Source organism: Blautia sp. DFI.3.45 (assembly GCF_020593505.1).
Taxonomy (GTDB): Bacteria; Bacillota; Clostridia; order Lachnospirales; family Lachnospiraceae; genus Blautia_A; species Blautia_A wexlerae.
This window is the reverse complement of the sequence record NZ_JAJDMI010000036.1, coordinates 15881-38924: the sequence shown is the minus strand read 5'-3', so window position 1 is coordinate 38924 and position 23044 is coordinate 15881. Positions and strand designations below refer to the sequence as shown.

Genomic DNA, 23044 nt, shown 5'->3' with positions numbered 1-23044 from the left:
TTGGCATATTCATGCCAAAACACCTCGCGGGATAGTGGTGTGTGAACAGTAACAAATATTCGTTACTATTCACCGAATATGGAGGTATCTGTATGAAACCACTGCTGGATATTACAGATGTCAGTCTCTCCTACCACAGTTTATCAGGGGAAACCCCTGCCCTTTCTCATATATCCTTTCAACTGATGCCAGGTGAATTTCTCGCCATCGTCGGGCCGTCAGGCTGTGGAAAGTCCACGCTGCTGAATCTGATCTGTGGTCTGCTCCGGCCAGAACAGGGACAGATTCTTCTGGACGGCACGCCGGTAACTTCCGGTGACTGCCGTATCGGATATATGCTGCAAAAGGATCATCTGCTGGAGTGGCGGACAATTTATAAAAATGTTCTTCTCGGACTGGAAATCCGCAGGGAACTCACTGCCGAAAAACTTGCTTATGTAAATCAGCTTCTCTCAGATTACGGTTTGGACAAATTCCGCTCTGCACATCCGTCCGAATTGTCCGGAGGAATGCGCCAGAGAGCTGCACTGATCCGTACTCTGGCATTAAAACCGGAACTTCTTCTGCTGGATGAGCCGTTCTCTGCACTCGACTCTCAAACCAGACTCAGCGTAAGTGATGATATCGGCAAAATCCTGCGTCAGGAAAAAAAGACTGCAATTCTTGTCACCCATGATATTTCAGAAGCGATCAGCATGGCAGACCGGGTTATCATTCTTTCTCCAAGGCCTGCCATCATTCGTAAGATTGTGCCAGTTTGTTTTGATCTGGAGAACCGTACTCCTATGGCTTCCAGAAATGCGCCTGAATTTAAATCTTATTTCAATCTTATCTGGAAGGAGCTGAATCATGATGTCTGAAATCTCATATCATCAGCAACAGTATATCCGACATCAGAAAAGAGAAAAGAAACTTGTTCTTTTTTTGCGGATATTTATTCTTCTTTTCTTTCTGGTGTTGTGGGAAATCTCCGCCAGGACCGGACTGATCGATTCTTTTATCTTCAGCAGTCCGGTAATGATCTGGCACAGCTTCTGCAGTATGTGCAGAGACGGCTCTATTTTTCCCCATCTCTCTGTTACAATTACGGAAACACTGGTCAGTTTTCTGTTCGTTGTTGTTCTGGGTGCAGGGATGGCAGTTCTGCTGTGGACCTGTCCCAGACTTGCGAAGATCACAGAGCCTTATCTCGTAGTATTGAACAGCCTTCCGAAATCTGCTCTGGCACCTTTGCTTATTGTATGGCTTGGTGCCAACGAACGGACGATTATTGTCTGCGGTATGTCGGTTGCTATCTTTGGTTCGATTTTGAATCTGTATACAGGTTTTGGCGAAGCTGACCCGGAAAAACTGAAGCTGATTGAGACGCTGGGCGGTGGGAAGAAAGAAAAGCTTATGAAGATTATTCTTCCGTCTTCTGTGCCGTTACTGCTCAGTGTTATGAAAGTTAATATTGGTCTGTGTCTGGTTGGTGTTATCATAGGCGAATTTATCGGTGCCAGAAAAGGGCTTGGCTACCTGATCATCTATTCCAGCCAGACCTTTAAGCTTACCTGGGTACTGATGTCCATTATCATTCTGTGCATCATCGCTATTATCCTGTACGGACTCCTCGGACTGATTGAAAAACGCGCCCGCAGATAGTTGTTAATTTTTAACCGCTATTTTTTATAACGAAACGGTTTCGGAAACAGATTCAATATCTGAAAAAATTTTGCTGCAAAAAGAAGCCCGGAAGATCATCGAGTTCCACTTAACTGGACACTCCTGAACTTCCGGGGCTTCTCTTGTCTCTGACTGTCTGTCAGTTATTCTGTTTTTAAACCAGTGCCTCTGTCCGGTTACTATCATGTTCCGACCAAAGCGCCTGATAATGTGTATATCATGAATTATTCTTCTCCAAGGCTCTCCACTGCCTCTGTGAAATCCTTTATCAAATCTTTTATATCTTCGATACCCACACTGATACGGATTGTGTCGTCGTACACTCCAGCCTCTTCCATTGCCTCCGGCGTACTGTGGATATAAATTGTAGACGCCGGATGAATCACCAGAGTTCTCACATCACCGATATTGGTTGCAATCTTTACATATTTCAGATGATTGATCAGCTTATACGCCCGTTCTTTGGAACCTGCACGGATAGTCAGAATCGCTCCACCCTTTCCACTAAGCTGTTTTTCTGCCAGTTCATGATATGGACTGGACTCCAGCAGCGGATAGTTGACAGATACACCTTCCAGCTTCTCCAGTGCCTGGGCAAGCCGGAAAGCGTTATTACAGACCCGCTCCATACGAAGACCAAGTGTCTCCATTCCGATAATATTCAGATAAGCGTTCATCGGAGCCAGACAGCCGCCCATATTTCGCCAGATTCCGTTCCTCAGTTTCACAAGATAAGCAAACTTTCCGTATTTCTTATATTCCTTCATTCCAGGATAACGTTCCGGACTCCAGGAAAAGTTTCCGCTGTCAATGATAATTCCACTGATGGCATCTCCACTTCCATTTATATATTTAGAAGTAGAATGCACCACTACATCCGCACCGTACTGAATCGGATTAAGCAGATAAGGAGTCGAAGTTGTGCTGTCTACGATCAGCGGCACTCCTTTTCCATGAAGAAAATCTGCTGTTTCCCGGACATCCATTACATTCAGTGCGGGATTTCCTACTATTTCGCCAAACACTGCTCTGGTCTTATCTGTAAGAAACGGCTCGATCAGCGCCTTCTCTACCCTCGGTATAAAATGTACTTTGATTCCGAATGCCTCCAGATCATGAAGCAGATCCAGTGTACCTCCGAACAATGCACTTCCTGCGATTACCTCATCCCCTGCCTGCAGGATATTAAGTAATGATAATGTAACCGCTGACATTCCGGAGGAACAGGCTACACCTCCAATCCCGCCTTCTAATTCATTTACTCTTCGCTCAAACGCATCTACTGTCGGATTCGCAATCCTGGTATATGCAAATCCCGGTGCCCGATTCTGGAATACTTTTTCCAGCTGTTCTGAAGATTCATATGCAAAAGCATTTGCCAGGCTGACAGGCGGCACTGTTGAACCATTCGCATAATTGTCTACTGCTTTTCCGTGTAATAATTTAGTCTGAAATTCCATGAGCATATTCCCCTTGTAAAATATAATAATCTCCGGACTAACGGTATGTTTTCTGTGATATATCGTTTCCCTGTTTTTAGCAATTCCATAGTGTTTCGATATGAATAGTAGTATATATTTTTCACATAAATCTGTCAATAAATTTTCTTATATCAATTATTTATATACACGTATAGTTTTTTTCTATATTTTGTTATTTTTCTATAGAAATAATTTAGTCTAAAATCAACATCTTTTTCCATATTGTCGAAAAAACATAGCTTTTTCTATCTTTATCTGGTAAAATTGATATATAGCAATCCTCTAAAATAATGCATCTTAATATAGAGCGTATTTGAAAAATCATTTACAAGGACTGCTATAGATTATTATTTCAGTCAAACGACATATCTGAAAATGAATGTCCTGAAATGTAATTCCACTACATAAGATTCATAACAGAACGGAAGGAGGCCCTTTATGAAAACAAGGAAAAAATGGTTAAGAAAAACAACCGCGATCTGTACTGCAGCACTTCTTGGTACTGCTGCAATTCCATCTACAGCATTTGCAGCAGACAGTTACGCTTCCATTGAAAAAGATGCATGGGCAAAAAAGGTCACAGAAATGGCATCTTCTTACGCTACATCTATAGAAGAAAGCCAGTCTCTGATGTCAGGAATGCAGAGTGACATGATTCTGAAATTTGAAGATTCCGGACGTTCACTACTGGGGTTTGTCGCACCATTTGATGTCTCCTGGCTGGACAATGTCACACTTTCCAATGATATCTCTTTTACAGAAGGAAAAGAAGGTATTCTGATGAAGGTCCTTCTTAATGATAATAAAATCTGTACTCTGGAATATTATCTTGATCCGGACAGCCAGGATATTTATATGCGCATCCCTGAACTCTCTGATAAATATTTCAAGACCAATCTGGAAGAAGCCGCAGATCAACAGGCTGCCAATATTGAAAATGATCTTGAAGAATTAACCCCTGATGATTCAGATGCAGATATTCCGACAGACAATTTCGCTTCCGCTTATTCTGACAGTCTCAGTCTGACTGTTTCCATGATGTCTGATCTGTCAGCAGCAGCTCCAGAAGCTTCTGTAGTAGAAACACTTCTGGATAAATACGGATCTATGCTTTTTGACAATGTAACAGAAGGCGAAAGCAGTCAGGAAACTCTGACAGCAGGTGATATCAGTCAGGACTGTACAGTATATGAAGGCCAGATTTCAGCCGAAGACGCTGTAAAAACTGCAACTGCAATCCTGGAAGAAGCAAAATCAGACAGTGATATTGAGAACATCCTCGATACCTGGACAGAGAAACTCTCAAGTAATGAGGACCTGCATGAAAGCTTTACCAAAGCTGTAGAAGACGGTCTTGATTTTCTGAAAGATGCAGATACCGGTGATTCCGATGATTCTCATCTCAACACCAGAATCTGGGTTGATGAGACCGGCAGAATTGCAGGACGTAAAATTGAGTTTCAGGAAGGTGATAAAATAACTCCTGTTCTGAACTGGCAGATGACCAGGGACGGCTCAGACTTTGGCTATCTTCTCTCCATTGAAACAGATGATTCCGGCACACTCTCCCTGTCCGGATCCGGTCAGATTGATGGCGGTAAATTAAACGGAACCTATAAAATTTCTCAGGATGATACAGCCGCAGCTGTTATCGAAGTAAAGGACTACGACACCGAATCTGCAAAAGAAGGTTACTTAAACGGTAACTATACTATCACCTTCCCTGCTGATTCTTCAGAAGATACAGATTCTTCTCTTTCCATGCTCGAGAACTTTGCACTTGTATTAGATTTAAATTCAGCAAAAGATTCTGGTTCTGTTGCACTGTCCGTTGAAAGTGCAGGAAGCACTCTCGGAAGCTTCACTGTTACTTCCGGTGCAGGCGAATCTGTTGAAATTCCGGACCTTACGGCTCTGGGAGATGTTTATGACGTAACCAATGAAGATGATATGAGTGCCTACGCAGCTACACTCGACCTCACTACACTTATGGATAATCTGTCCAATGCAGGCGTTCCGGACGAAGTCATCACTTATGTTCTCAGCGGCGGAAGCAATTCCGATGCCGAAGATGTTACTGATGAAAATGCCTCAGAAGCAGAGTCTGATGCTGCGTCTGCTGAAGCAGGCGCAGCCTGACTTAGCAGCTTTATCACTATCGTCTACTGCAGCAGACGGTTCCAGTAATACTTTATCCCGATACCTACTACTACTGCTGTTATAAATTCACAGATCCAGAACGCATTCCACACAGCATCTGCCCCGGCAAAATAGCACAGCAGATAAGCTGCCGGAATGATCACTATAATATATCTTAATAACGAAATCACCAGGGACTGAGCACCTTTGCTCAGTCCTTCTAATGCACCGGAAGCTGTAACAGAGATGGCAGATGGGATAAACCCGATACTGATAATCTGTAATGCTGCAGTGCCAAGTCTTACAGTTTCCGGGTTCTCAGTAAACATTCCCATCAATGTCTCTGATGCTGTAAAGCAGATGATCGTTCCTGCCAGCATGATCATACCATTCAGAAGCACAGAAATCCCAAAAAGTTTCTTTACCCTCTTTATTTCTCCTGCTCCGTAATTATATCCTATCAACGGGCGCATTCCCTGGACAATGCCGCTTGCAGGCAGATATAAAAAAGTCTGAAGCTTATAATAGATTCCCAGAACCACTACATAGCTTCCGGAAAAAGCCGATAATATCTGATTCAGGAAAGAGATCAGAACTGACGGCAGGGCAATATTCAGGATTGCGGGAATCCCTACCATATACAGCTTCCCGTCCAGGTTCCTGTTAAGTTCCAGATATTTCCTGCTGATCTCCACCGGAATACTACACTTCTTATATGCGATCAGATATACAATAACTGTAAATACCTGGCCAAGACCAGTTGCCAGTGCTGCACCTCTGATCCCCATTTCCGGAAAAATCCCCACTCCGAAAATCAGCAGCGGATCCAGGATAATATTGGAAATACAACCGATCATCAGGCTGATCATTGTCAGTTTCATTCTGCCCACAGCCTGAAAAATCTTTTCGAAGGACAGGCTGATCATGATCACTGTGGAAAATGCAAATGCAATAGTTGAATACTGCACACCAGATGAGATCACTTCCTGCGCTTTTGTAAACATACTGAGAAATACAGGCATAAACGGAATACAGATTACTGTAAAAATAATTCCATGGATAATATTAAAGAGCATACCATGGGTAGCTGCTATATTCGCATTTTTAATATTTTTTGCTCCCAGCTGAAAAGAAATCTGTGCATTGATTCCCACACCGAAACCAATGGCAACTGCATTAATAAAGTTCTGTACAGGAAATACCAGAGACAGAGCTGTCATCGCCTGCTCACTGATCTTTGCCACAAAAAAGCTGTCTACGATGTTGTACAGTGAATTCACCAGCATAGACAGTACCATAGGCATTGCCATAGATGCCAGAAGCGGCAGAATCGGTTTTTTCTTCATAAAAGTATTGTTCATTCTTTTTTCCTTTCTCTGTTTCATTGCAACAAAAAACGCCACACAATTATCTCTACATTGCTGTATGATAATCGTGCGGCGAAAAGAGTTCATGTTTGTCACAAGACTGAAAAATCCACACCAGTTTTGGTGTGATTAACATATCATAATTTATTTCCTGCTGTCAAGACTTTTTATCCATTTTACTGCGTTTTCCTGATTCGGTGCTGAATACGGCACTGCAATGCATACAGGATCGTAGATTACACCTAATTCCTGTTCAAGCTCACTGTCAGTAATGGAAATGTGCGTAGTATCTGTCTGCATTCCAAACTTCTCAAAAGCTTCCTCACCCATCAATTCCTTCAAATCTGCAAATGGCTCATTCTTCTTCAAAGTCTGATAAAGCTTCTCCGGCATAACCATAATATCAATGGAACCTGCCTGGATCTGTGCCACATAAGCCATCTGTGCATTATAATCAAATTCTGCCATTTCAGAGTCCGTAGTAAGATTCACGCCTATCTCTACTTTACTATAGGGATCATCTTTGTACCCAAGTGTTTCTTTGATTTTCTGCTCAGGAGTTTCCGTATCATTTGCCATTGAATTTACCACTGTCATGGACAGAACTGTTTTTATTTTGGACTGTTCATAGTAATCCTTTATTCCGAATATAAGAGCAATCACTGCGATCACTCCGAAAATAGCCGGTTTATAATACATCCAGATATATTCCAGCTTTTTCTTTGGCCCCATTCCCTTTAATTTTTCTTTCTCAATCAGACGTCTTTCCTTCTTTGACAAATCCGATTCATTCTTAATCTCCGGATTCAGCACGCTTTCATCGTGCTCTTCTTCCTGTTCTGCTCTGTTCTTACTCTGGTTCTTGTCCTGATTTTTATCTGCCATTCTCTCTCCTTTGTATTTTCTGCATAATGGTTTTCGGTAACTGTTCAGCAGTCCGCCATTCTGCGAAACACCGGACGGTTACGTTCATAAGATTTACTGATTACTATATCACATTTTCCATTATGTGAACAGTTATAATTCCCGCGGTTCCTGAAGATAACGTTACTATGTTACTGTTCATTCCATTCTCAGTAACGCAGCCAAAATTCATTCCGGATTTTCATACCCTGACTATACATGATCATTCTGCAAAATATTTTGCCTTGCATACGCAGAGACCGCAGATATGCCAGAAACTGTCACCACTGTCAGCATATATACCAAAACCGGACGCAGCCAAAAATAAATCTGACAGTTGCTGACTCCCAGACCTTCTGAACATTTTTTCAGAAGGTCTGACATCGCCGGATGAAGAAGATAGATCAGGAACGCATATTTTCTTCCGGTTTCCACCAGTACAGAGGGAAAATTTATTTCCCTTCCATATAAAATAAGCCACAGAAACAGACAGATCACTGCAACACAATTTCCTGTGTAAATTTCTCCAGCCCCCCGGAAAGCATATTCCATCATGCTGAGTGCCACACCGAAACTCATCCCTGCTTTCAATCCCCATTGCATCCATTGCTCCAGACGTTTGCATACTATCTTATCCTGATATTCATGGATCATCTGACCTGTAAGGAAAAAGCTCATTCCTGTAAACAGAAAGTTTCTGTATTCCATAGTGTGATAAAATCTGTCAAAAAAGACACAAAACTCCGCTCTCCATAAAAGTATTGCCAGCAATACAGGTACCATACAATATGCAGCCTTACGCATTCTCCATTTTTCAATCAGGAGAGCAAGCAGATAACAGTAAATTAATGCAGGAAGAAACCATAAATGTGCTCTTACCGGAGAAGTACTGTTGTACACGAAAAATTCCTTCAGATGCTCTGTACTCACAAGCCCTTTTATCCATGTCCATACTCTCTCCCCATTCCAGGCTTTCATAAAACATTCCCAGATAAAATAAAACACAACTGAAACTGCAAAAAGCTTCATGATATGCAGGATTTTAGACAATATTCTTTTTGAGGCATTGCAATTTTGATAATAACAGAAATACCCGGATACCATAAAGAAAAACGGCACCGCACATCTTGCCAGTACTTTTACAAGCTGCCCGGCCTGTCCCGGAAAACTTACATGAATGCATACCACCAGGCACGCAGCAATGGCCTTTACAGCATCCAGACTTTTATTTCGCATTTGATTTCTCACCCACCTTTTTCTGTTGTTTCATCTATAGCAGCAGAACAATCCGTAAAAATATCTAACCTGACATCATTTCAGTCAGACAGATAAAATCATCCGCTTCGCTGCTATAATATATCAAAGCGAACCACACATGTCAAACCTCAGGCAGATACAGAAGTCATCAGCCAGCTTCGGTCCACCCTTGCAAGGAGCCTGGCATTATGATAGGCCATTCTGAGAGTCAGGCAGGTACGCCCCAGATATTTGCTTCCGTCCGAAGTTTTCATACACGCCAGTGCAAGGTCGGGTTTTCCCGGATGGCGGAGACAGATTGGGAGCAGCAGTTGAATTGAGTGATTATAATACTGTGGAATTGCCGTTCTGTAATCTGCCTCAAGCATTCTTTTTGTCTGTTTCAGCGCGCCGTCAAACAGCTGCATTTTCATGCTGCTGTCACGTACTTCCTTTGGAAGACGGGCAGCATTTTCCTCATCCCCGAAAATATGCTCGTACTGTGGAATTACCGGAAGTTTTGTATCAAACACAAGATCTGACGGATTTTCCACATAGCATGCCTTTTCCGGCAGACAGGTGATTCCTTCTTTTAACAAATAGTATTCTGTATAAAAGCCATCCAGAAACCAGGGCTGCCTGTCCGGGACCAGATTGGGAATAAAATACGCATAAATCGGCTGATAATAGTAATTAAAGAGTCCTGTATTAAATATGGCATAATTCTTTTTCTCCCACACCTTCTGTTCTTCATAAAGGCGTTTAAATGTATGTTCCAGGTATCCTTTCAGAATTCCGTTATCATCTGTATCCGAAAAGCTCCACTTCTCCGGCACCATCCTTGCCAGATTCTGAATCTGCCGATTATAGTCTCCGCAATAAGTAAAATCAAATAAATTAATCATCAGGCTCCTCCTGTCCCTGCACCTTTCATATTGTCATTACTGTTCTCTCTTAATATTTATTGTATTTTGGAAAAAATATGGCAGAACTGCCAGATTATGATTTGTATGAAAATCAGTTTTGATTGTTATTATTTAACATACCATAATTTCTGTCAAAAGACAAGGATTAGCATCCACCAAAAAATGTCAAAAATTACCATCTGACTTACAATTCAAAAGTTACTGTTCACTCCGTTCACAGTAACTTAGCCAAAATTCATTCCAGATTGCCTGCGGCAATGGAATTTTGGCTTGTATGTCTCGGGATTTTGGCATATTGATGCCAAAACACCTCGCGGGATAGTGGTACATTCAGACAGTATATTATCCATCCGGTAATACCTGATGCTTGTAGCCTGCCGGTCAGCTGTGTTATACTCTACACATATCAGCAATACGCAAATGCAGGCTGAACAACTGTTTCTATCCACATTTGCGGGCAAGACTATTTTTCTTAAAGAAGGTTTTACAATGAAAAAAGACGGCTACTACTCTTCCGGAGAATTTGCACGGATGGCACATGTAACACTCCGCACTATCCGCTATTATGACAAACAGAATATCCTCAAACCCTCCTATGTAACAGAATCCGGCGCACGTTTTTATACAGATGAGGATTTTGCAAGACTTTCCCAGATCCTGCTTCTGAAATATCTGGGTTTCTCCCTGGATGACATACGGGAAATGACCATTGACGACTCAGACTATCATTTTATGGAAAATTCCCTGAACATCCAGTTAAAGCTGGTACGTGACCGTATCGAGCAGATGCAGCTGGTGGAAAAGGCAATCCAGGATACCACAGATGCGATCCGCTCCCATCATGCCATAGACTGGAATCAGATGCTTGACCTAATCCACCTGACAGGCATGGAGAAAAGCATGAAAAATCAATACCAGAACGCCTCCAACATTTCCTCACGCATTAATCTGCACAGCCTTTATTCCCAGAATAAACAGGGATGGTTTCCATGGGTTTATGAGCAGTGCCAGATTCATCCGGGGATGCGTATCCTTGAACTTGGATGCGGCGACGGTGTTCTGTGGACACAGAATATTTCCAGCCTCCCCGGTAAAGTTTCCGTTACTCTTTCTGATCTTTCATCCGGAATGCTTCGTGATGCCAGACGTGCTATCGGACGCAAAGACAGCCGTTTTTCCTTCGAGGCATTTGACTGTGCAAGAATTCCTCATGAAGACAGAAGCTTTGATCTGGTCATTGCAAACCATGTGCTTTTTTACTGTGAAGATATCTCTGCTGTATGCAGCGAAATTCAACGTGTGCTCACTCCGGGCGGAAAACTGATCTGCAGTACCTATGGAAAAAAACACATGCAGGAAGTCAGCAGACTGGTCCGGGATTTTGACGACCGGATCGTTCTCTCCGCAGACAAACTCTATGAGCGTTTTGGCAGAGAAAACGGAGCAGATATCCTGGCACCGTATTTTTCCCGTATTTTCTGGGAAAGCTATAAGGACTCTCTTCTTGTCCCCGATGCAGAACCGCTGATTTCCTATATCCTCTCCTGCCATGGAAATCAGAATCAGTATCTTCTGGACAAATACAAAGATTTCCGAGGATTTGTATCGCGAAAGACAAAGGATGGGTTCTTTATTACCAAGGATGCCGGCATTTTTCTTTGTGAAAAATAACCAAAATTTAACTTTTTTGTAAAAAGCACTTGAAGGTGACCTAAGGTCACCTTTTATAATACAATCACCAGAGTCAGGATGATATCGTAACTCAGACTGACAATCCAGAAACCCGTTGAATTAGTATCGCAGTCGCCTGATGTTTTGCTTATCATTTACACAGATAGATAACTGACAAAATATCGCTCCGACCGCATACTGCCAATAACAAAGGAGAATACACATGAAAGGTATTATTTTAGCAGGCGGTTCCGGCACACGCCTTTATCCGCTTACAATGGTAACATCCAAACAGCTTCTGCCAATCTATGATAAACCAATGATCTACTATCCCATGTCTGTACTGATGAATGCAGGGATCCGCGATATCCTGATCATCTCTACTCCGCAGGATACTCCTCGTTTTGAGGAACTTCTTGGTGACGGACATCAGTTCGGTGTCCATCTCACCTATGCAGTACAGCCAAGTCCGGACGGACTTGCACAGGCATTTATCATCGGTGAAGAATTTATCGGTAATGATACAGTTGCCATGGTTCTCGGCGATAATATCTTCGCAGGACATGGACTGAAAAAAAGACTGAAAGCTGCTGTAAAGAACGCAGAATCCGGCGAGGGTGCAACTGTTTTCGGATACTATGTAGATGATCCGGAGAGATTCGGTATTGTAGAATTTGACCATGAAGGCAAGGCTATCTCAATTGAAGAGAAACCGGAGCACCCGAAGAGCAACTACTGTGTCACAGGTTTATACTTCTATGACAATCGTGTCGTAGAGTATGCAAAAAATCTGAAACCAAGTGCCAGAGGCGAACTTGAGATCACAGATCTGAACCGCATCTATCTGGAAAAGGGCGAATTAAACGTAGAGCTTCTCGGACAGGGATTCACATGGCTGGATACAGGTACACACGAGAGCCTTGTGGAAGCCACCAACTTTGTAAAAACAATGGAAAGCCACCAGCACCGCAAAATCGGTTGCCTGGAAGAGATTGCATATCTCAATGGCTGGATTACAAAGGAAGATGTGCTGAAGGTTTATGAAATACTGAAGAAAAATCAGTATGGTCAGTACTTAAAAGACGTTCTGGACGGTAAATATCTGGATGTATTGCACTAACCGAAGCTTTTAGACCTGTACAAGCGAATTCGCAGTCAAGTGAGTGATATATCAAATTTTCAAACAGTTATTTGATATATCACCCGCCATGCAGCAAGGCGGATAATTTTATCTGCCTGACTCTATAACAGAATCTTACAGATATTCATATTATATATTTTTTAAGGAGAATCACTATGAACATTATCGTAACCGGCGGTGCCGGATTTATCGGAAGCAACTTTATTTTTCACATGTTAAAAAAATACCCAGATTACCGCATCATCTGTCTGGACTGTCTGACCTATGCAGGAAACCTTTCCACTCTTGCACCTGTCATGGACAACCCAAATTTCCGTTTCGTAAAAGAAAGCATCACCGACCGCGAAGCAGTTTACAAACTTTTTGAGGAAGAACACCCTGATATGGTTGTAAACTTCGCTGCAGAGAGTCACGTTGATCGCTCCATCGAAAACCCAGAAGTTTTCCTTACCACAAATATTATCGGTACTGCTGTTCTCATGGATGCATGCCGCAAATACGGTATCAAACGTTATCATCAGGTATCTACTGATGAAGTTTACGGAGATCTTCCATTAGACAGACCTGACCTGTTCTTCACAGAGGAAACTCCGATCCACACAAGCAGCCCTTACAGCTCTTCCAAGGCTTCTGCAGACCTTCTGGTGCTGGCTTACCACAGAACCTACGGACTGCCTGTAACCATCAGCCGCTGCTCCAATAATTACGGACCATATCACTTCCCGGAAAAACTGATTCCGTTAATGATCGCCAATGCATTAAATGACAAACCACTTCCGGTATACGGAACAGGCGAAAACGTTCGTGACTGGCTCTATGTAGAAGATCATTGCCGCGCAATCGACCTGATCATCCACAAAGGACGTGTTGGAGAAGTTTACAACGTCGGCGGACACAATGAAATGACAAACATTGATATCGTTAAGATCATCTGCAAAGAACTTGGCAAACCAGAAAGCCTGATCACCTACGTAGCAGACCGTAAAGGTCATGACATGCGTTATGCAATCGACCCGACTAAGATTCACAACGAACTTGGCTGGTTACCGGAAACAAAATTTGCAGACGGTATCAAGAAAACAATCAAATGGTATCTGGATAACAAAGAATGGTGGGAAACAATCATCTCCGGTGAATACCAGAACTACTATGAAAAAATGTACGCAAACCGCGGGGAGGCATAATTTATGAGAATTTTTGTAACAGGTGTAGGCGGTCAGCTTGGACATGATGTTATGAACGAACTTGCGAAACGCGGCTATGAAGGTGTGGGAAGCGACATTGCTCCTTCCTACAGTGGAATCGCTGATGGCACTGCAGTTACCACAATGCCTTATGTTCAGATGGATATCACTGACAAAGCTTCTGTAGAAAAAGTCATTAAAGAAGCAAATGTTGATGCTGTGATCCACTGTGCTGCATGGACAGCTGTAGATGCTGCCGAAGATGAAGAGAATCAGCCGAAGGTCCGTCTGGTAAATGTAACCGGAACTCAGAATATTGCTGATGTGTGCAAAGAGCTTGACATCAAGATGCTGTATCTGTCCACTGATTATGTATTCGATGGTCAGGGAACCACTCCATGGGAGCCTGACTGCAAGGACTATAAACCATTAAATGTCTATGGACAGACAAAGCTGGACGGTGAACTTGCAGTATCCGGCACAGTTAATAAGTTCTTTATCGTCCGTATTGCATGGGTATTCGGCAAAAACGGCAAAAACTTTATCAAAACCATGATCAACCTCGGAAAAACTCATGATACTCTCTCCGTAGTCAATGACCAGATCGGTACACCTACTTATACCTATGACCTGGCAAGACTTCTGATAGATATGATCGAAACTGAAAAATACGGTTATTATCATGCAACCAATGAGGGCGGATATATCAGCTGGTATGATTTCACAAAAGAAATCTTCCGTCAGGCCGCTGCCATGGGACACCCGGAATATCTCCCGGAAAACATGACAGTCAACTCCGTCACAACTGCAGAGTATGGCGCTTCCAAAGCAGCCAGACCGTTTAACAGCCGCCTGGATAAGAGCAAACTGACAGCCAATGGTTTCACACCACTCCCCACCTGGCAGGATGCACTTGGACGGTATCTGAAAGAACTGGATTTCTAAATAAAAAAATCCGGCAGGACACCCAAATGACAGGTGTTTTGCCGGTTTTTTTATTCTTCTCTATGCAGTTTTCTTCTTCTGCGCGGTCTGCCATACGCAGCATCCCACGATCAGAAGTATTCCCACAACATCAGTCATCAGTGACGGATCGATCAGCATCAGTCCGCCTGCTGCCATTAAGACACGAACCGGTACAGACATTTTCACTGACAGGAAGCCTTCCAGTGAGGAGGACAATCCAAACACACCAATCAGTGAGGTGATAAAGATCTGAACAACCTTAAGCGGTGTGGTATCGATCAGCAGCATTGCCGGATTAAAGCAGAATACATAAGGTACGATAAATACTGCGATAGCCAGCTTGGAGGCTGTAAATGCAGTCTTCATCGGATTGGCCTTCGCTATGGCTGAACCTGCGTAGGCAGCCAGCGCTACCGGCGGTGTGATATCTGCAACAATACCAAAGTAAAATACAAAGAAATGAGCTGCCAGTGTAGGTACTCCCATACGTACCAGGATCGGAGCACAGGTTGCTGCCATGATACAGTAATTGGCAGTGGTAGGTACACCCATACCAAGTACGATACAGCACAGCATAGTCAAAAGCAGTGCAATGATCAGTTTTCCGTTTGCAACACTGATGATTCCGTTGATCAGGTCATTGGCAAGTCCTGTCATGGTGATGGAACCGGAAATGATTCCTGCAACACCGCAGGCTACTGCTACGGAGATAACACCTCTTCCTCCTGCTTCCAGCGCATCAATACATTTGGTAACACTGATTCTGTTTTCTTTGTCAAAAAGACTTACGATAACAGAAAGAACGATTGCATAACTGGCAGCCTTCTGCATAGTCATATAGTTTCCGGACACCCAGATTACCAGCATGACCAGAGGTAATAACAGATAGATTTTACGGATCAGAAGCTTAAATACCGGAAGTTTTTCCTTCGGAATTCCGGAAAGTCCTAATTTCTTTGCTTCCAGATGTACAGAAATAAAGATTCCTGTAAAGTACAACAATGCCGGCAGAATCGCCCTGACAATAATGTTGGAGTACGGTACACCCACAAAATCTGCCATAAGGAATGCGGCAGCTCCCATGATCGGAGGCATGATCTGTCCACCTGTGGAAGAAGCAGCTTCTACTGCTCCGGCAAATTCCGGTTTGTAGCCTGTGTCCTTCATCATCGGGATTGTAACAGAACCGGTTGTTACTGTGTTACCTACAGAGGAACCGGATACCATTCCACAGAGTGCAGAACTGATAACCGCTACCTTTGCCGGTCCACCTGCATATTTTCCTGCAATGCAGTTAGCCAGCTGAATAAAGAAGTTGGAGATTCCTGTTCTCTCCAGAAACGCACCGAAAATAATAAATACCACAATATATTTAGAGCATACATTTACAGGTGTGGAGAAAATACCCTCTTTTGTGTAGAAAAGATTCCGCACCAGGAATTTCACTCTTCCCAAAAATGCCGGATTGGTAAGCCCTACAGCCAGTGCATAGATCAGGAAAAAACCTGCCACAAACAGGATCGGTAGGCCCACGCATCGTCTGGTAAGCTCGATCAGTGCAGCAATACCGATAATACCGATCACAATCTGATAAGGGGCAAATCTGGTACCCTGATTGATGATCTGATTTGCAGAAAAAGTAAAATACAGAAAAGCACCTGTGCCTGCGATCATAAAAATAATATCGCCAATCGGCATGTAGTTTTCTCTGATATCTCCTTTTTTCGCCGGATAGGTAAGAAATCCGATAAGAATGATCAGCCCCAGAAAAGAAGTCAGTCGGATTTCCTCCAGGAAGGTTGCAAATAAGGTAACATAGATACACCACAGAGAAAAGGCAACCAGCAGGCCGCGTACAGCCAGCTTATATTTGCCGGTCCACACACGAATATTTGATTCGCGGTCGTATTTCTTCATTACTGCATCTACATCTGCTGTGCTCATGTTCTCAGAACCAGCCTGCCCTTCCGGGGATGTGTTTGCTTTTTTTATCTTATTTTCTTTCATCCTGACTATTCCCCTTTCGTATCCACTGTAATTCCATGCTCTGCATAATAACGCGCCGCACCCTTATGGAAAGGAATGGTCATACCGGAAGTAGCGTTTTCCAGAGAAAGCTCCGCTCCTTTTGCATTCTCAGCAGAAATCTCGTCTGCATGGTCAAAAATTGCCGCAGTCATATCATAAACTGTATCCTCATCCAGAGATTCGGACACTACGATCGTCGCCTTGACTGTGATGGTTTCTACAGGCTCATCCTGTCCCGGATAGGTTCCTGCAGGAATCTGGTAGGATGTATAATATGGACAGTCACTCAAAATTGAATCCCTGATCGCGCCATCAATATTGATCATATAGACACCATTGGTAGTTGCAAGCTCTGTGATAGCTGTTGTAGGTGCACCTGCAACAATAAACGCAGCATCAATTTTCCCATCCTTCAAAGATTCCTTGCTGTCCTCAAAAGACAGATACTGGGGATGGATATCATCCAGGGTAATGCCGCCTGCATTTAAAACATCCAGAGCATTGAAATATACACCGGAGTTTGCCGCACCGATAGATACGCTCTTGCCCTTCAGATCTTCCACTGTCTTAATGTCAGGATCCATGGTAAACAGCTGGACAGTCTCTGCATACAGGCCGCCCAGAGTCCTGAAATCATGGGTTGCACCGTCCTGTTCAAATGCTCTTACGCCGTCCCATGCATAGGCCATTACATCTGACTGGACAAATCCAAGCTGGAAATCTCCGTCCTGTACTGACTGCAGGTTCGCTTTGGAACCACCTGTAGAAACTGCTGTAACCTTTACATTTGTATTATTGGTAATATACTGGGCCAGTACACCACCGTAGGAATAATACGTTCCCGCCGTACCGCCGGTACCGAACGTCAGACGTTCTTTACTTTGTCCGCAGCCGCTCAGAAGGCTGACTGCAAGTGCAAGAGTCAAAACAAGGCCAACAATCCTGCCAGCTTTTCTCCTGCCTCTGAAAAGCTCTTTGTTTCTCATAAATCCATCTCCTTCAGGTACATAATATTTTGAATTATAACATATTTTTTCAAAAAATGATAATCTTTATTGAATAATCTTACAAAAAACGTTACAATAAAGGAAAAACATGGATAACAAAATAAATAACAACCCAATGGAGGTATCTATTATGTCCGAAAGAAAATACCCTGTCATCACAATCAGCCGGGAGTTTGGTGCCGGGGGACACAGTATTGCAAGAGTAGTTTCAGAAAGGCTTGGTATCCCATATTACGATCGGGATTTTGCAAAACAGGCTGCTGCCAGAAGCGGATATTCCCAGGAGGATATTGATCGTGAGGGTGAAAATCTGAGCCGCAGCGCCAGACTTCTGGACAACATTCTGAATAACTCTGCAGGCTATTTCAGTTCCCATGATGCTATTTACCAGGCTCAGAAAGAGCTGATCCTTCAGTTCGCAGCAGAACAGGACTGTATTATCATCGGCCGCTGTTCCAATCTTATCCTGCGAAATGCCGGTATTCCCAGTCTGGATATTTTCCTTCATGCAGATGTGAATCTCCGCACAGAACATATTCAGAAATTAGGCTTAAACGGAAAGGAAGATCCCAGGAAATATCTCACCAAAATGGACAACCTGCGTGAAACCTATTTCAAAACCTATACAAAACATGAGCTTGGCACTTATCACGATTATGACCTGTGTCTGGATACCGGAACCCTTGGATACGATAACTGTATTGAGATTATCACTTCACTTGCAAAACAGCAGGGGTTGAATCTGAAGCATCAGTAGAAGGACCGCTGCCAGCTGTAAAACAGCAACAAGGCTGTGGCAATCAGAAAATCTGTGCCACAGCCTCTTTACTTCAGTCCTTTTAATAGTTGTTTCTAAATTTCTTTTATTTTACAAACTCATCCAGAGAACGGATCTGGATTCCTTCTTTTGCAAAAGCCTCTCTGATTTTTTCCACAAACGCCAGAGCCTTGGCTCCGTCTCCATGAACGCAGACAGAATCTGCCTGAATATCAATATCTTTTCCTGTAATTGCAGTAATCTTTTTCTCTTTGACCATACGGATCACCCTGACAATAGCCTCATTTTCATCAGTGATCACAGCACCTTCCTTACGTCTGTTTACCAGAGTACCATCTTCTTCATAGGCGCGGTCTGCAAAAACCTCCATAGCTGTACGCAGGCCCATATCCTGAGCAGCCTTTGCCAGCTGTCCGCCGGAAAGAGCAAGTACGATCAGACTGCTGTCAAATTCTTTGATTGCCTCACAGATTGCAGTAGAAAGGGCATAGTCCTCTGCAGCCATATTATATAAGGCTCCATGAGGCTTTACATGCTGCATTTTTACACCGGTTACTCTGCAGAATGCATCCAGTGCACCCAGCTGATAAAGCACATATGCTTTTGCCTCTGCAGGGGAAACACTCAGATTTCTTCTTCCGAAGCCCATCAGATCAGGAAAACCCGGATGTGCTCCTATACGAATTCCCGCTTCCCTTGCCATTGCCAGCGTATTTCCCATAACTACCGGATCTGAAGCATGATAACCGCAGGCTACATTTGCAGAAGAGATCAGCGGAATGACCTTATCATCATTACCGATTTTATAGTTTCCAAAACTTTCTCCCAGATCACTGTTTAAATCTACTGTATACATTTACCTTACCTCTTTTCTATTTATTTCCCAGAGCGTGTTTGAAAAATCACTCCCTCAATCCGTATACAGGATCCTTACCTACAATCTTATCCCTTAATTTTCAGTACATTCTCAATAAATCCCGTATCTGCCTTTCCGTCGCAGAATACCTGATTCTTCATAATCTGATACTGGAAATCAAGGTTTGTCTCCACACCCATGACCACCATCTCATCCAGCGCAGAGCGCATTTTCTGCAGGGCAGCCTCTCTGTCAGGTGCATGAACGATTACCTTCGCAATCATGGAATCATACTCTGACGGAATCTTATAGCCTGTATAAAGGGCAGTATCCACCCGGACTCCGTTGCCTGCCGGAAGATGCATATGCTGTACTACTCCGGGACTTGGCATGAAATTTTTCTCAGGAATCTCTGCGTTGATACGGCATTCAATAGCATGTCCTTTAATTCGGATATCTTCCTGTTTAAAGCTTAACTCCTCTCCCATAGCCACACGAATCTGCTCAATGATCAGATCTGTGCCTGTAACCATCTCTGTTACTCCATGCTCCACCTGGATTCTGGTATTCATTTCCATGAAATAGAAGTTGCCTTTAGGGTCTACGATAAATTCAATCGTTCCTGCATTGGTATAACCTACTGTTTTCGCAGCAAGAACTGCATATTCATTCATTTTCCTGCGAGTTTCTTCATCAATGGCAGGGGACGGGGATTCCTCGATCAGCTTCTGATGATTTCTCTGTACCGAACAGTCACGTTCTCCCAGTGCCACCACATTTCCATGACTGTCTGCCATAATCTGGATCTCCACATGGCGGGGATTTTCTACAAAACGTTCAATGTACATGGTATCATCCCCAAAAGCATTGGCTGATTCTCTCTGTGCCATATTAAACTGAAATTCAAATTCATCCTCATTGGCAGCCACACGCATTCCCTTGCCACCACCGCCTGAGGAAGCCTTGATCATAACCGGATATCCAATCTCTTCAGCCAGTTTTTTACCTGTTTCTGCATCGTATACAGGTTCCTTTGTTCCCGGTACAACCGGTACCCCGGCATCCATCATGGTTTTACGGGCATGGGATTTATTTCCCATCTTATCGATCACATCCGCATCCGGTCCGATAAAGGTAATTCCGTTTTCTTTGCATTTGCGGACAAACTCACTGTTTTCTGAAAGAAAGCCAAAACCGGGATGGATAGCATCTGCTCCCATATTTTCTGCTGCAGCAATGATCCGGTCCATGTTCAGGTAGCTGTTTCTGGCAGGACCTTCTCCGATACAGATACGCTGGTCTGCCAGCTGTACATGAAGGCTCTTAGCATCTTCTTTTGAATAAACAGCTACACTTCGGATCCCCAGATTCCTGCAGGCACGTATGATCCGAACTGCAATCTCCCCACGGTTGGCGATCAAAATTTTATTAAACAATATGAAAGCCTCCTTATCCTACAGTCTCTTAACACGGAACAGAGGCTGTCCATATTCTACTTTCTGTTCATTACTTACCAGAACTGCTTCAATCTCACAGTCATAGTCACTCTGGATCTCATTCATAAGCTTCATAGCTTCCAGAATACACACTGTCTGTCCTGCTTTTACCTGATCTCCCACCTTTACAAAAGCAGGTACATCCGGAGCAGATGCAGAATAGAAGGTTCCTACGATAGGAGAAGTGATAAACAGACTTTCCTCCTCTTCTTCCTCTGCTTTTTCCACAATTGTATTCACAGGTGCAGATGCAGCCACAGGAACTCCCGCTGCAACTACAGGAGGATGATCCCGCTTGCTCATTGTAATCTTTACATCCTTGTCCTTATATGTGAATTCATTAAGGGATGAATCCTCAATAATCTTTACCAGTCCTTCAATCTTCTCTAAATCCATCAAACATTATCCTTTCTGTCTATTTTATATTATTTTTTACGGTTATTCTTCAAACAGCTTGCGCAGTCTCTTTGCCACCAGACGGCAATCCAGAACCTCTTTACATGGCTGATGAATGATCTTTCTCAGTCCGTCAAGTTCTTTCATTTCCTCAACATAAAGAGCCTGAGCCTCCTGTACGGTAATTGCCTTGAAATGTATCTTATCATCTGTTTTTCTCTGTACCAGCTTGGGAATATCCACAGATGCCACTGTGGCAATTTTCCCATAACCGCCCGTTGTCTGACGGTCAGCCAGCAGAATGATAGGTTTACCATGGGAAGGTACCTGTATAGCCCCAAATGCGATTCCGTCGGAAATAATATCCGAAGTCTTCTTAGGAGCAATAAACGGTCCCTCCAGCCTGCAGCCCATACGGTCAAATTCATTTGTCACTGTATACTCACTGCCCAGGAAAGTCTTGATGCCCTGTTTGCTGAACATACCATCCTGCGGTCCCATTACTACCCGCAGTGTTGCTTCTGTCTGATCAAACTCATCCATATCAAGCTTTCGGGAAAGGAAAAACGGCAGATAACGTCTCTTAATACGAAATCCGATATAATCGTCCGCTTCCAGTTTTCTTCCCTTAAATCCGCCCAGACCACTCTTTAAATTGGTGCATCGGCTTCCCATCACTACCGGAATATCCAGATAACTGGAAAAAGCAATATAACCTCTGCTTCCCGTTCTGGCGCTTCCAAATTTCAGTACATCTCCCTTATTCATATACAGGGCTGTATACATGGGAGCCGGCTCTCCATTAATGGTTGGCTGGAAATCTCCGCCTGTGATTGCAATGATAGTAGCTGATGTAAATTCAAGGGTTGGGCCTATCAGCGTTATCTCCAATACTGCCTCATTCTCCGGATTATCCAGAAGAAGATTGGCTATTTTGAATGAACGGACATCCATGACTCCTGCCACACTGAATCCCTGACTCTGATATCCATAACGCCCCAGATCCTGAACCGTTGTCATCATTCCGCCTTTTAATATACGAATTCCCATTTTATGCCTCCTCATGAACGGTGCACTGGTATTCGCCACGTTCTACTAATTCTCTGATCCGTTTGTACTCATCTTCATCGATCGGTACAAAACGGATATAATCTCCTGCCTCTACCAGAATCGGGATTTCACGGTCCGGATCATAGGTTTTTACAGGTGTCATTCCCATCAGCTGCCATCCTCCCGGAGAATCCAGAGGATAAATCCCTGTCTGGGAACCACCGATTCCCACACTTCCTGCATTGATCTTGATTCTGGGATTTGCAAGACGGGGTGTATGGATCCTTTCATCCAGCCCGCCCAGATAACAAAAGCCCGGAAGAAAACCAAGCATATAGATCAGGTAATCTCTGGAAGAATGAATCTTTATTACTTCCTCTACGGAAAGTCCGGCATGTTCTGCAATATTCTCAATATCCGGACCATATTCTCCTCCATAGCATACAGGAATCTCATAAACTTTTCTGCATCCTTCACCTGCTGTAACTTCCATCTTTAACAGAATTTCCAGTCTTTTTTTCAGGTCATCGTAGGAAATCACACGCGGGTCATAATTAACCAGCAAAGAACAGAACGCAGGGATCATATCTACAACTCCCTCTATATGCTGTTCTTTCATAAGCTGTACAGTGGCAGTGATCTTCCGGTTGATCTCCGGACTGATCTCTTTGCCAAATTCAACCAGAACAGAAGAATCACCTTCTGTTAAAATTCTAATGTCCGGCATAATCTGCTCCTCTTTTCTTAATCTTTT

The 23044-nt window shown here is 43.4% G+C and carries 20 protein-coding genes; 8 read left to right on the top strand and 12 right to left on the bottom strand.

Translation table 11 applies throughout. The features are described 5' to 3' along the window. Positions 1-92 precede the first annotated feature (92 nt). Both LJE09_RS12410 and LJE09_RS12405 read left to right on the top strand, forming a co-directional pair. Complete coding sequence (locus LJE09_RS12410) at positions 93-860, top strand: ABC transporter ATP-binding protein (RefSeq protein ID WP_008707519.1); 768 nt, start codon at positions 93-95, stop codon at positions 858-860. Further along, positions 853-1644 carry an ABC transporter permease gene (locus tag LJE09_RS12405; protein ID WP_020993690.1) on the top strand — a complete coding sequence of 264 codons (792 nt, stop codon included), beginning with the start codon at positions 853-855 and terminating at the stop codon, positions 1642-1644. The genes LJE09_RS12410 and LJE09_RS12405 overlap by 8 nt, the downstream gene beginning before the upstream one ends. A gap of 245 nt (positions 1645-1889) precedes the next feature. On the opposite strand, the gene LJE09_RS12400 is transcribed toward LJE09_RS12405, so the two are convergent. Beyond that, positions 1890-3125, bottom strand: a complete 1236-nt coding sequence (locus tag LJE09_RS12400; RefSeq protein ID WP_044951998.1) for an O-acetylhomoserine aminocarboxypropyltransferase/cysteine synthase family protein — start codon at positions 3123-3125, stop codon at positions 1890-1892. Positions 3126-3584: 459 nt separating this feature from the next. Here LJE09_RS12400 and LJE09_RS12395 point away from each other — a divergent pair, with 459 nt between their 5' ends. Beyond that, positions 3585-5285 carry a hypothetical protein gene (locus LJE09_RS12395; RefSeq protein WP_008707522.1) on the top strand — a complete coding sequence of 567 codons (1701 nt, stop codon included), beginning with the start codon at positions 3585-3587 and terminating at the stop codon, positions 5283-5285. Between the two features lie 23 nt (positions 5286-5308). Here the strand turns inward: LJE09_RS12395 and LJE09_RS12390 are convergent, their stop codons facing one another. The 4 genes from LJE09_RS12390 to LJE09_RS12375 all read right to left on the bottom strand — a co-directional run bounded on the left by LJE09_RS12390 (position 5309) and on the right by LJE09_RS12375 (position 9696). Next, positions 5309-6646: an MATE family efflux transporter gene (locus tag LJE09_RS12390; protein ID WP_008707523.1), complete on the bottom strand. Its 1338-nt coding sequence runs from the start codon at positions 6644-6646 to the stop codon at positions 5309-5311. Between the two features lie 150 nt (positions 6647-6796). After that, positions 6797-7537 carry a hypothetical protein gene (locus LJE09_RS12385; protein WP_227311390.1) on the bottom strand — a complete coding sequence of 247 codons (741 nt, stop codon included), beginning with the start codon at positions 7535-7537 and terminating at the stop codon, positions 6797-6799. Positions 7538-7768: 231 nt separating this feature from the next. Beyond that, the gene (locus LJE09_RS12380; protein WP_227311389.1) at positions 7769-8791 is read right to left on the bottom strand and encodes an acyltransferase; all 1023 of its coding nucleotides are present in this window, start codon (positions 8789-8791) and stop codon (positions 7769-7771) included. 149 nt (positions 8792-8940) lie between these two features. Next, on the bottom strand, positions 8941-9696 hold the full coding sequence (locus tag LJE09_RS12375; RefSeq protein ID WP_020993689.1) for a DUF3825 domain-containing protein: 756 nt from the start codon (positions 9694-9696) through the stop codon (positions 8941-8943). A gap of 510 nt (positions 9697-10206) precedes the next feature. Between LJE09_RS12375 and LJE09_RS12370 the strand changes: the two genes are divergently transcribed. From LJE09_RS12370 to rfbD, 4 genes are all read left to right on the top strand, one after another. Further along, positions 10207-11388 carry a MerR family transcriptional regulator gene (locus LJE09_RS12370; protein WP_008707529.1) on the top strand — a complete coding sequence of 394 codons (1182 nt, stop codon included), beginning with the start codon at positions 10207-10209 and terminating at the stop codon, positions 11386-11388. A gap of 223 nt (positions 11389-11611) precedes the next feature. Further along, positions 11612-12508, top strand: coding sequence for a glucose-1-phosphate thymidylyltransferase RfbA (gene rfbA / locus LJE09_RS12365; protein ID WP_008707531.1), 897 nt, complete (start codon positions 11612-11614; stop codon positions 12506-12508). 176 nt (positions 12509-12684) lie between these two features. After that, on the top strand, positions 12685-13713 hold the full coding sequence (gene rfbB, locus LJE09_RS12360; RefSeq protein ID WP_008707535.1) for a dTDP-glucose 4,6-dehydratase: 1029 nt from the start codon (positions 12685-12687) through the stop codon (positions 13711-13713). A gap of 3 nt (positions 13714-13716) precedes the next feature. Next, complete coding sequence (gene rfbD / locus LJE09_RS12355; protein ID WP_008707537.1) at positions 13717-14658, top strand: dTDP-4-dehydrorhamnose reductase; 942 nt, start codon at positions 13717-13719, stop codon at positions 14656-14658. A 60-nt stretch (positions 14659-14718) separates the two neighbouring features. Here the strand turns inward: rfbD and LJE09_RS12350 are convergent, their stop codons facing one another. After that, positions 14719-16686, bottom strand: a complete 1968-nt coding sequence (locus tag LJE09_RS12350) for a TRAP transporter permease (protein WP_008707539.1) — start codon at positions 16684-16686, stop codon at positions 14719-14721. A gap of 5 nt (positions 16687-16691) precedes the next feature. Further along, entirely contained in the window at positions 16692-17693 is a 1002-nt protein-coding gene (locus LJE09_RS12345) for a TAXI family TRAP transporter solute-binding subunit (RefSeq protein WP_008707541.1), read from the bottom strand. Positions 17694-17844: 151 nt separating this feature from the next. On the opposite strand from LJE09_RS12345, the gene LJE09_RS12340 reads away from it, so the two are divergent. Further along, positions 17845-18471, top strand: a complete 627-nt coding sequence (locus tag LJE09_RS12340; protein ID WP_008707544.1) for a cytidylate kinase-like family protein — start codon at positions 17845-17847, stop codon at positions 18469-18471. 106 nt (positions 18472-18577) lie between these two features. Here the strand turns inward: LJE09_RS12340 and LJE09_RS12335 are convergent, their stop codons facing one another. The 5 genes from LJE09_RS12335 to pxpB all read right to left on the bottom strand — a co-directional run bounded on the left by LJE09_RS12335 (position 18578) and on the right by pxpB (position 23017). Beyond that, entirely contained in the window at positions 18578-19348 is a 771-nt protein-coding gene (locus LJE09_RS12335) for a LamB/YcsF family protein (protein WP_008707546.1), read from the bottom strand. 86 nt (positions 19349-19434) lie between these two features. Beyond that, complete coding sequence (gene accC / locus LJE09_RS12330) at positions 19435-20784, bottom strand: acetyl-CoA carboxylase biotin carboxylase subunit (protein ID WP_008707547.1); 1350 nt, start codon at positions 20782-20784, stop codon at positions 19435-19437. Between the two features lie 18 nt (positions 20785-20802). Then, on the bottom strand, positions 20803-21240 hold the full coding sequence (gene accB, locus LJE09_RS12325) for an acetyl-CoA carboxylase biotin carboxyl carrier protein (protein ID WP_227311388.1): 438 nt from the start codon (positions 21238-21240) through the stop codon (positions 20803-20805). Positions 21241-21282: 42 nt separating this feature from the next. Further along, positions 21283-22290, bottom strand: coding sequence for a biotin-dependent carboxyltransferase family protein (locus LJE09_RS12320; protein WP_020993688.1), 1008 nt, complete (start codon positions 22288-22290; stop codon positions 21283-21285). Position 22291: 1 nt separating this feature from the next. Beyond that, a complete protein-coding gene (gene pxpB, locus LJE09_RS12315) occupies positions 22292-23017 on the bottom strand; it encodes a 5-oxoprolinase subunit PxpB (protein WP_020993687.1) in 726 nt (241 codons plus the stop codon). Positions 23018-23044: the final 27 nt, after the last annotated feature.

Bases quoted from the DNA above. Each gene is read 5' to 3' on its own strand.
- LJE09_RS12385 (WP_227311390.1), bottom strand. From the start codon at position 7,537: ATGGCAGATAAAAATCAGGACAAGAACCAGAGTAAGAACAGAGCAGAA.
- rfbB (WP_008707535.1), top strand. From the start codon at position 12,685: ATGAACATTATCGTAACCGGCGGTGCCGGATTTATCGGAAGCAACTTT.
- pxpB (WP_020993687.1), bottom strand. From the start codon at position 23,017: ATGCCGGACATTAGAATTTTAACAGAAGGTGATTCTTCTGTTCTGGTT.
- LJE09_RS12400 (WP_044951998.1), bottom strand. From the start codon at position 3,125: ATGGAATTTCAGACTAAATTATTACACGGAAAAGCAGTAGACAATTAT.
- LJE09_RS12320 (WP_020993688.1), bottom strand. From the start codon at position 22,290: ATGGGAATTCGTATATTAAAAGGCGGAATGATGACAACGGTTCAGGAT.
- LJE09_RS12395 (WP_008707522.1), top strand. From the start codon at position 3,585: ATGAAAACAAGGAAAAAATGGTTAAGAAAAACAACCGCGATCTGTACT.
- LJE09_RS12335 (WP_008707546.1), bottom strand. From the start codon at position 19,348: ATGTATACAGTAGATTTAAACAGTGATCTGGGAGAAAGTTTTGGAAAC.
- LJE09_RS12375 (WP_020993689.1), bottom strand. From the start codon at position 9,696: ATGATTAATTTATTTGATTTTACTTATTGCGGAGACTATAATCGGCAG.
- LJE09_RS12350 (WP_008707539.1), bottom strand. From the start codon at position 16,686: ATGAAAGAAAATAAGATAAAAAAAGCAAACACATCCCCGGAAGGGCAG.
- LJE09_RS12380 (WP_227311389.1), bottom strand. From the start codon at position 8,791: ATGCGAAATAAAAGTCTGGATGCTGTAAAGGCCATTGCTGCGTGCCTG.
- LJE09_RS12340 (WP_008707544.1), top strand. From the start codon at position 17,845: ATGTCCGAAAGAAAATACCCTGTCATCACAATCAGCCGGGAGTTTGGT.
- LJE09_RS12370 (WP_008707529.1), top strand. From the start codon at position 10,207: ATGAAAAAAGACGGCTACTACTCTTCCGGAGAATTTGCACGGATGGCA.
- LJE09_RS12410 (WP_008707519.1), top strand. From the start codon at position 93: ATGAAACCACTGCTGGATATTACAGATGTCAGTCTCTCCTACCACAGT.
- LJE09_RS12345 (WP_008707541.1), bottom strand. From the start codon at position 17,693: ATGAGAAACAAAGAGCTTTTCAGAGGCAGGAGAAAAGCTGGCAGGATT.
- accB (WP_227311388.1), bottom strand. From the start codon at position 21,240: ATGGATTTAGAGAAGATTGAAGGACTGGTAAAGATTATTGAGGATTCA.
- rfbD (WP_008707537.1), top strand. From the start codon at position 13,717: ATGAGAATTTTTGTAACAGGTGTAGGCGGTCAGCTTGGACATGATGTT.
- LJE09_RS12405 (WP_020993690.1), top strand. From the start codon at position 853: ATGTCTGAAATCTCATATCATCAGCAACAGTATATCCGACATCAGAAA.
- rfbA (WP_008707531.1), top strand. From the start codon at position 11,612: ATGAAAGGTATTATTTTAGCAGGCGGTTCCGGCACACGCCTTTATCCG.
- LJE09_RS12390 (WP_008707523.1), bottom strand. From the start codon at position 6,646: ATGAACAATACTTTTATGAAGAAAAAACCGATTCTGCCGCTTCTGGCA.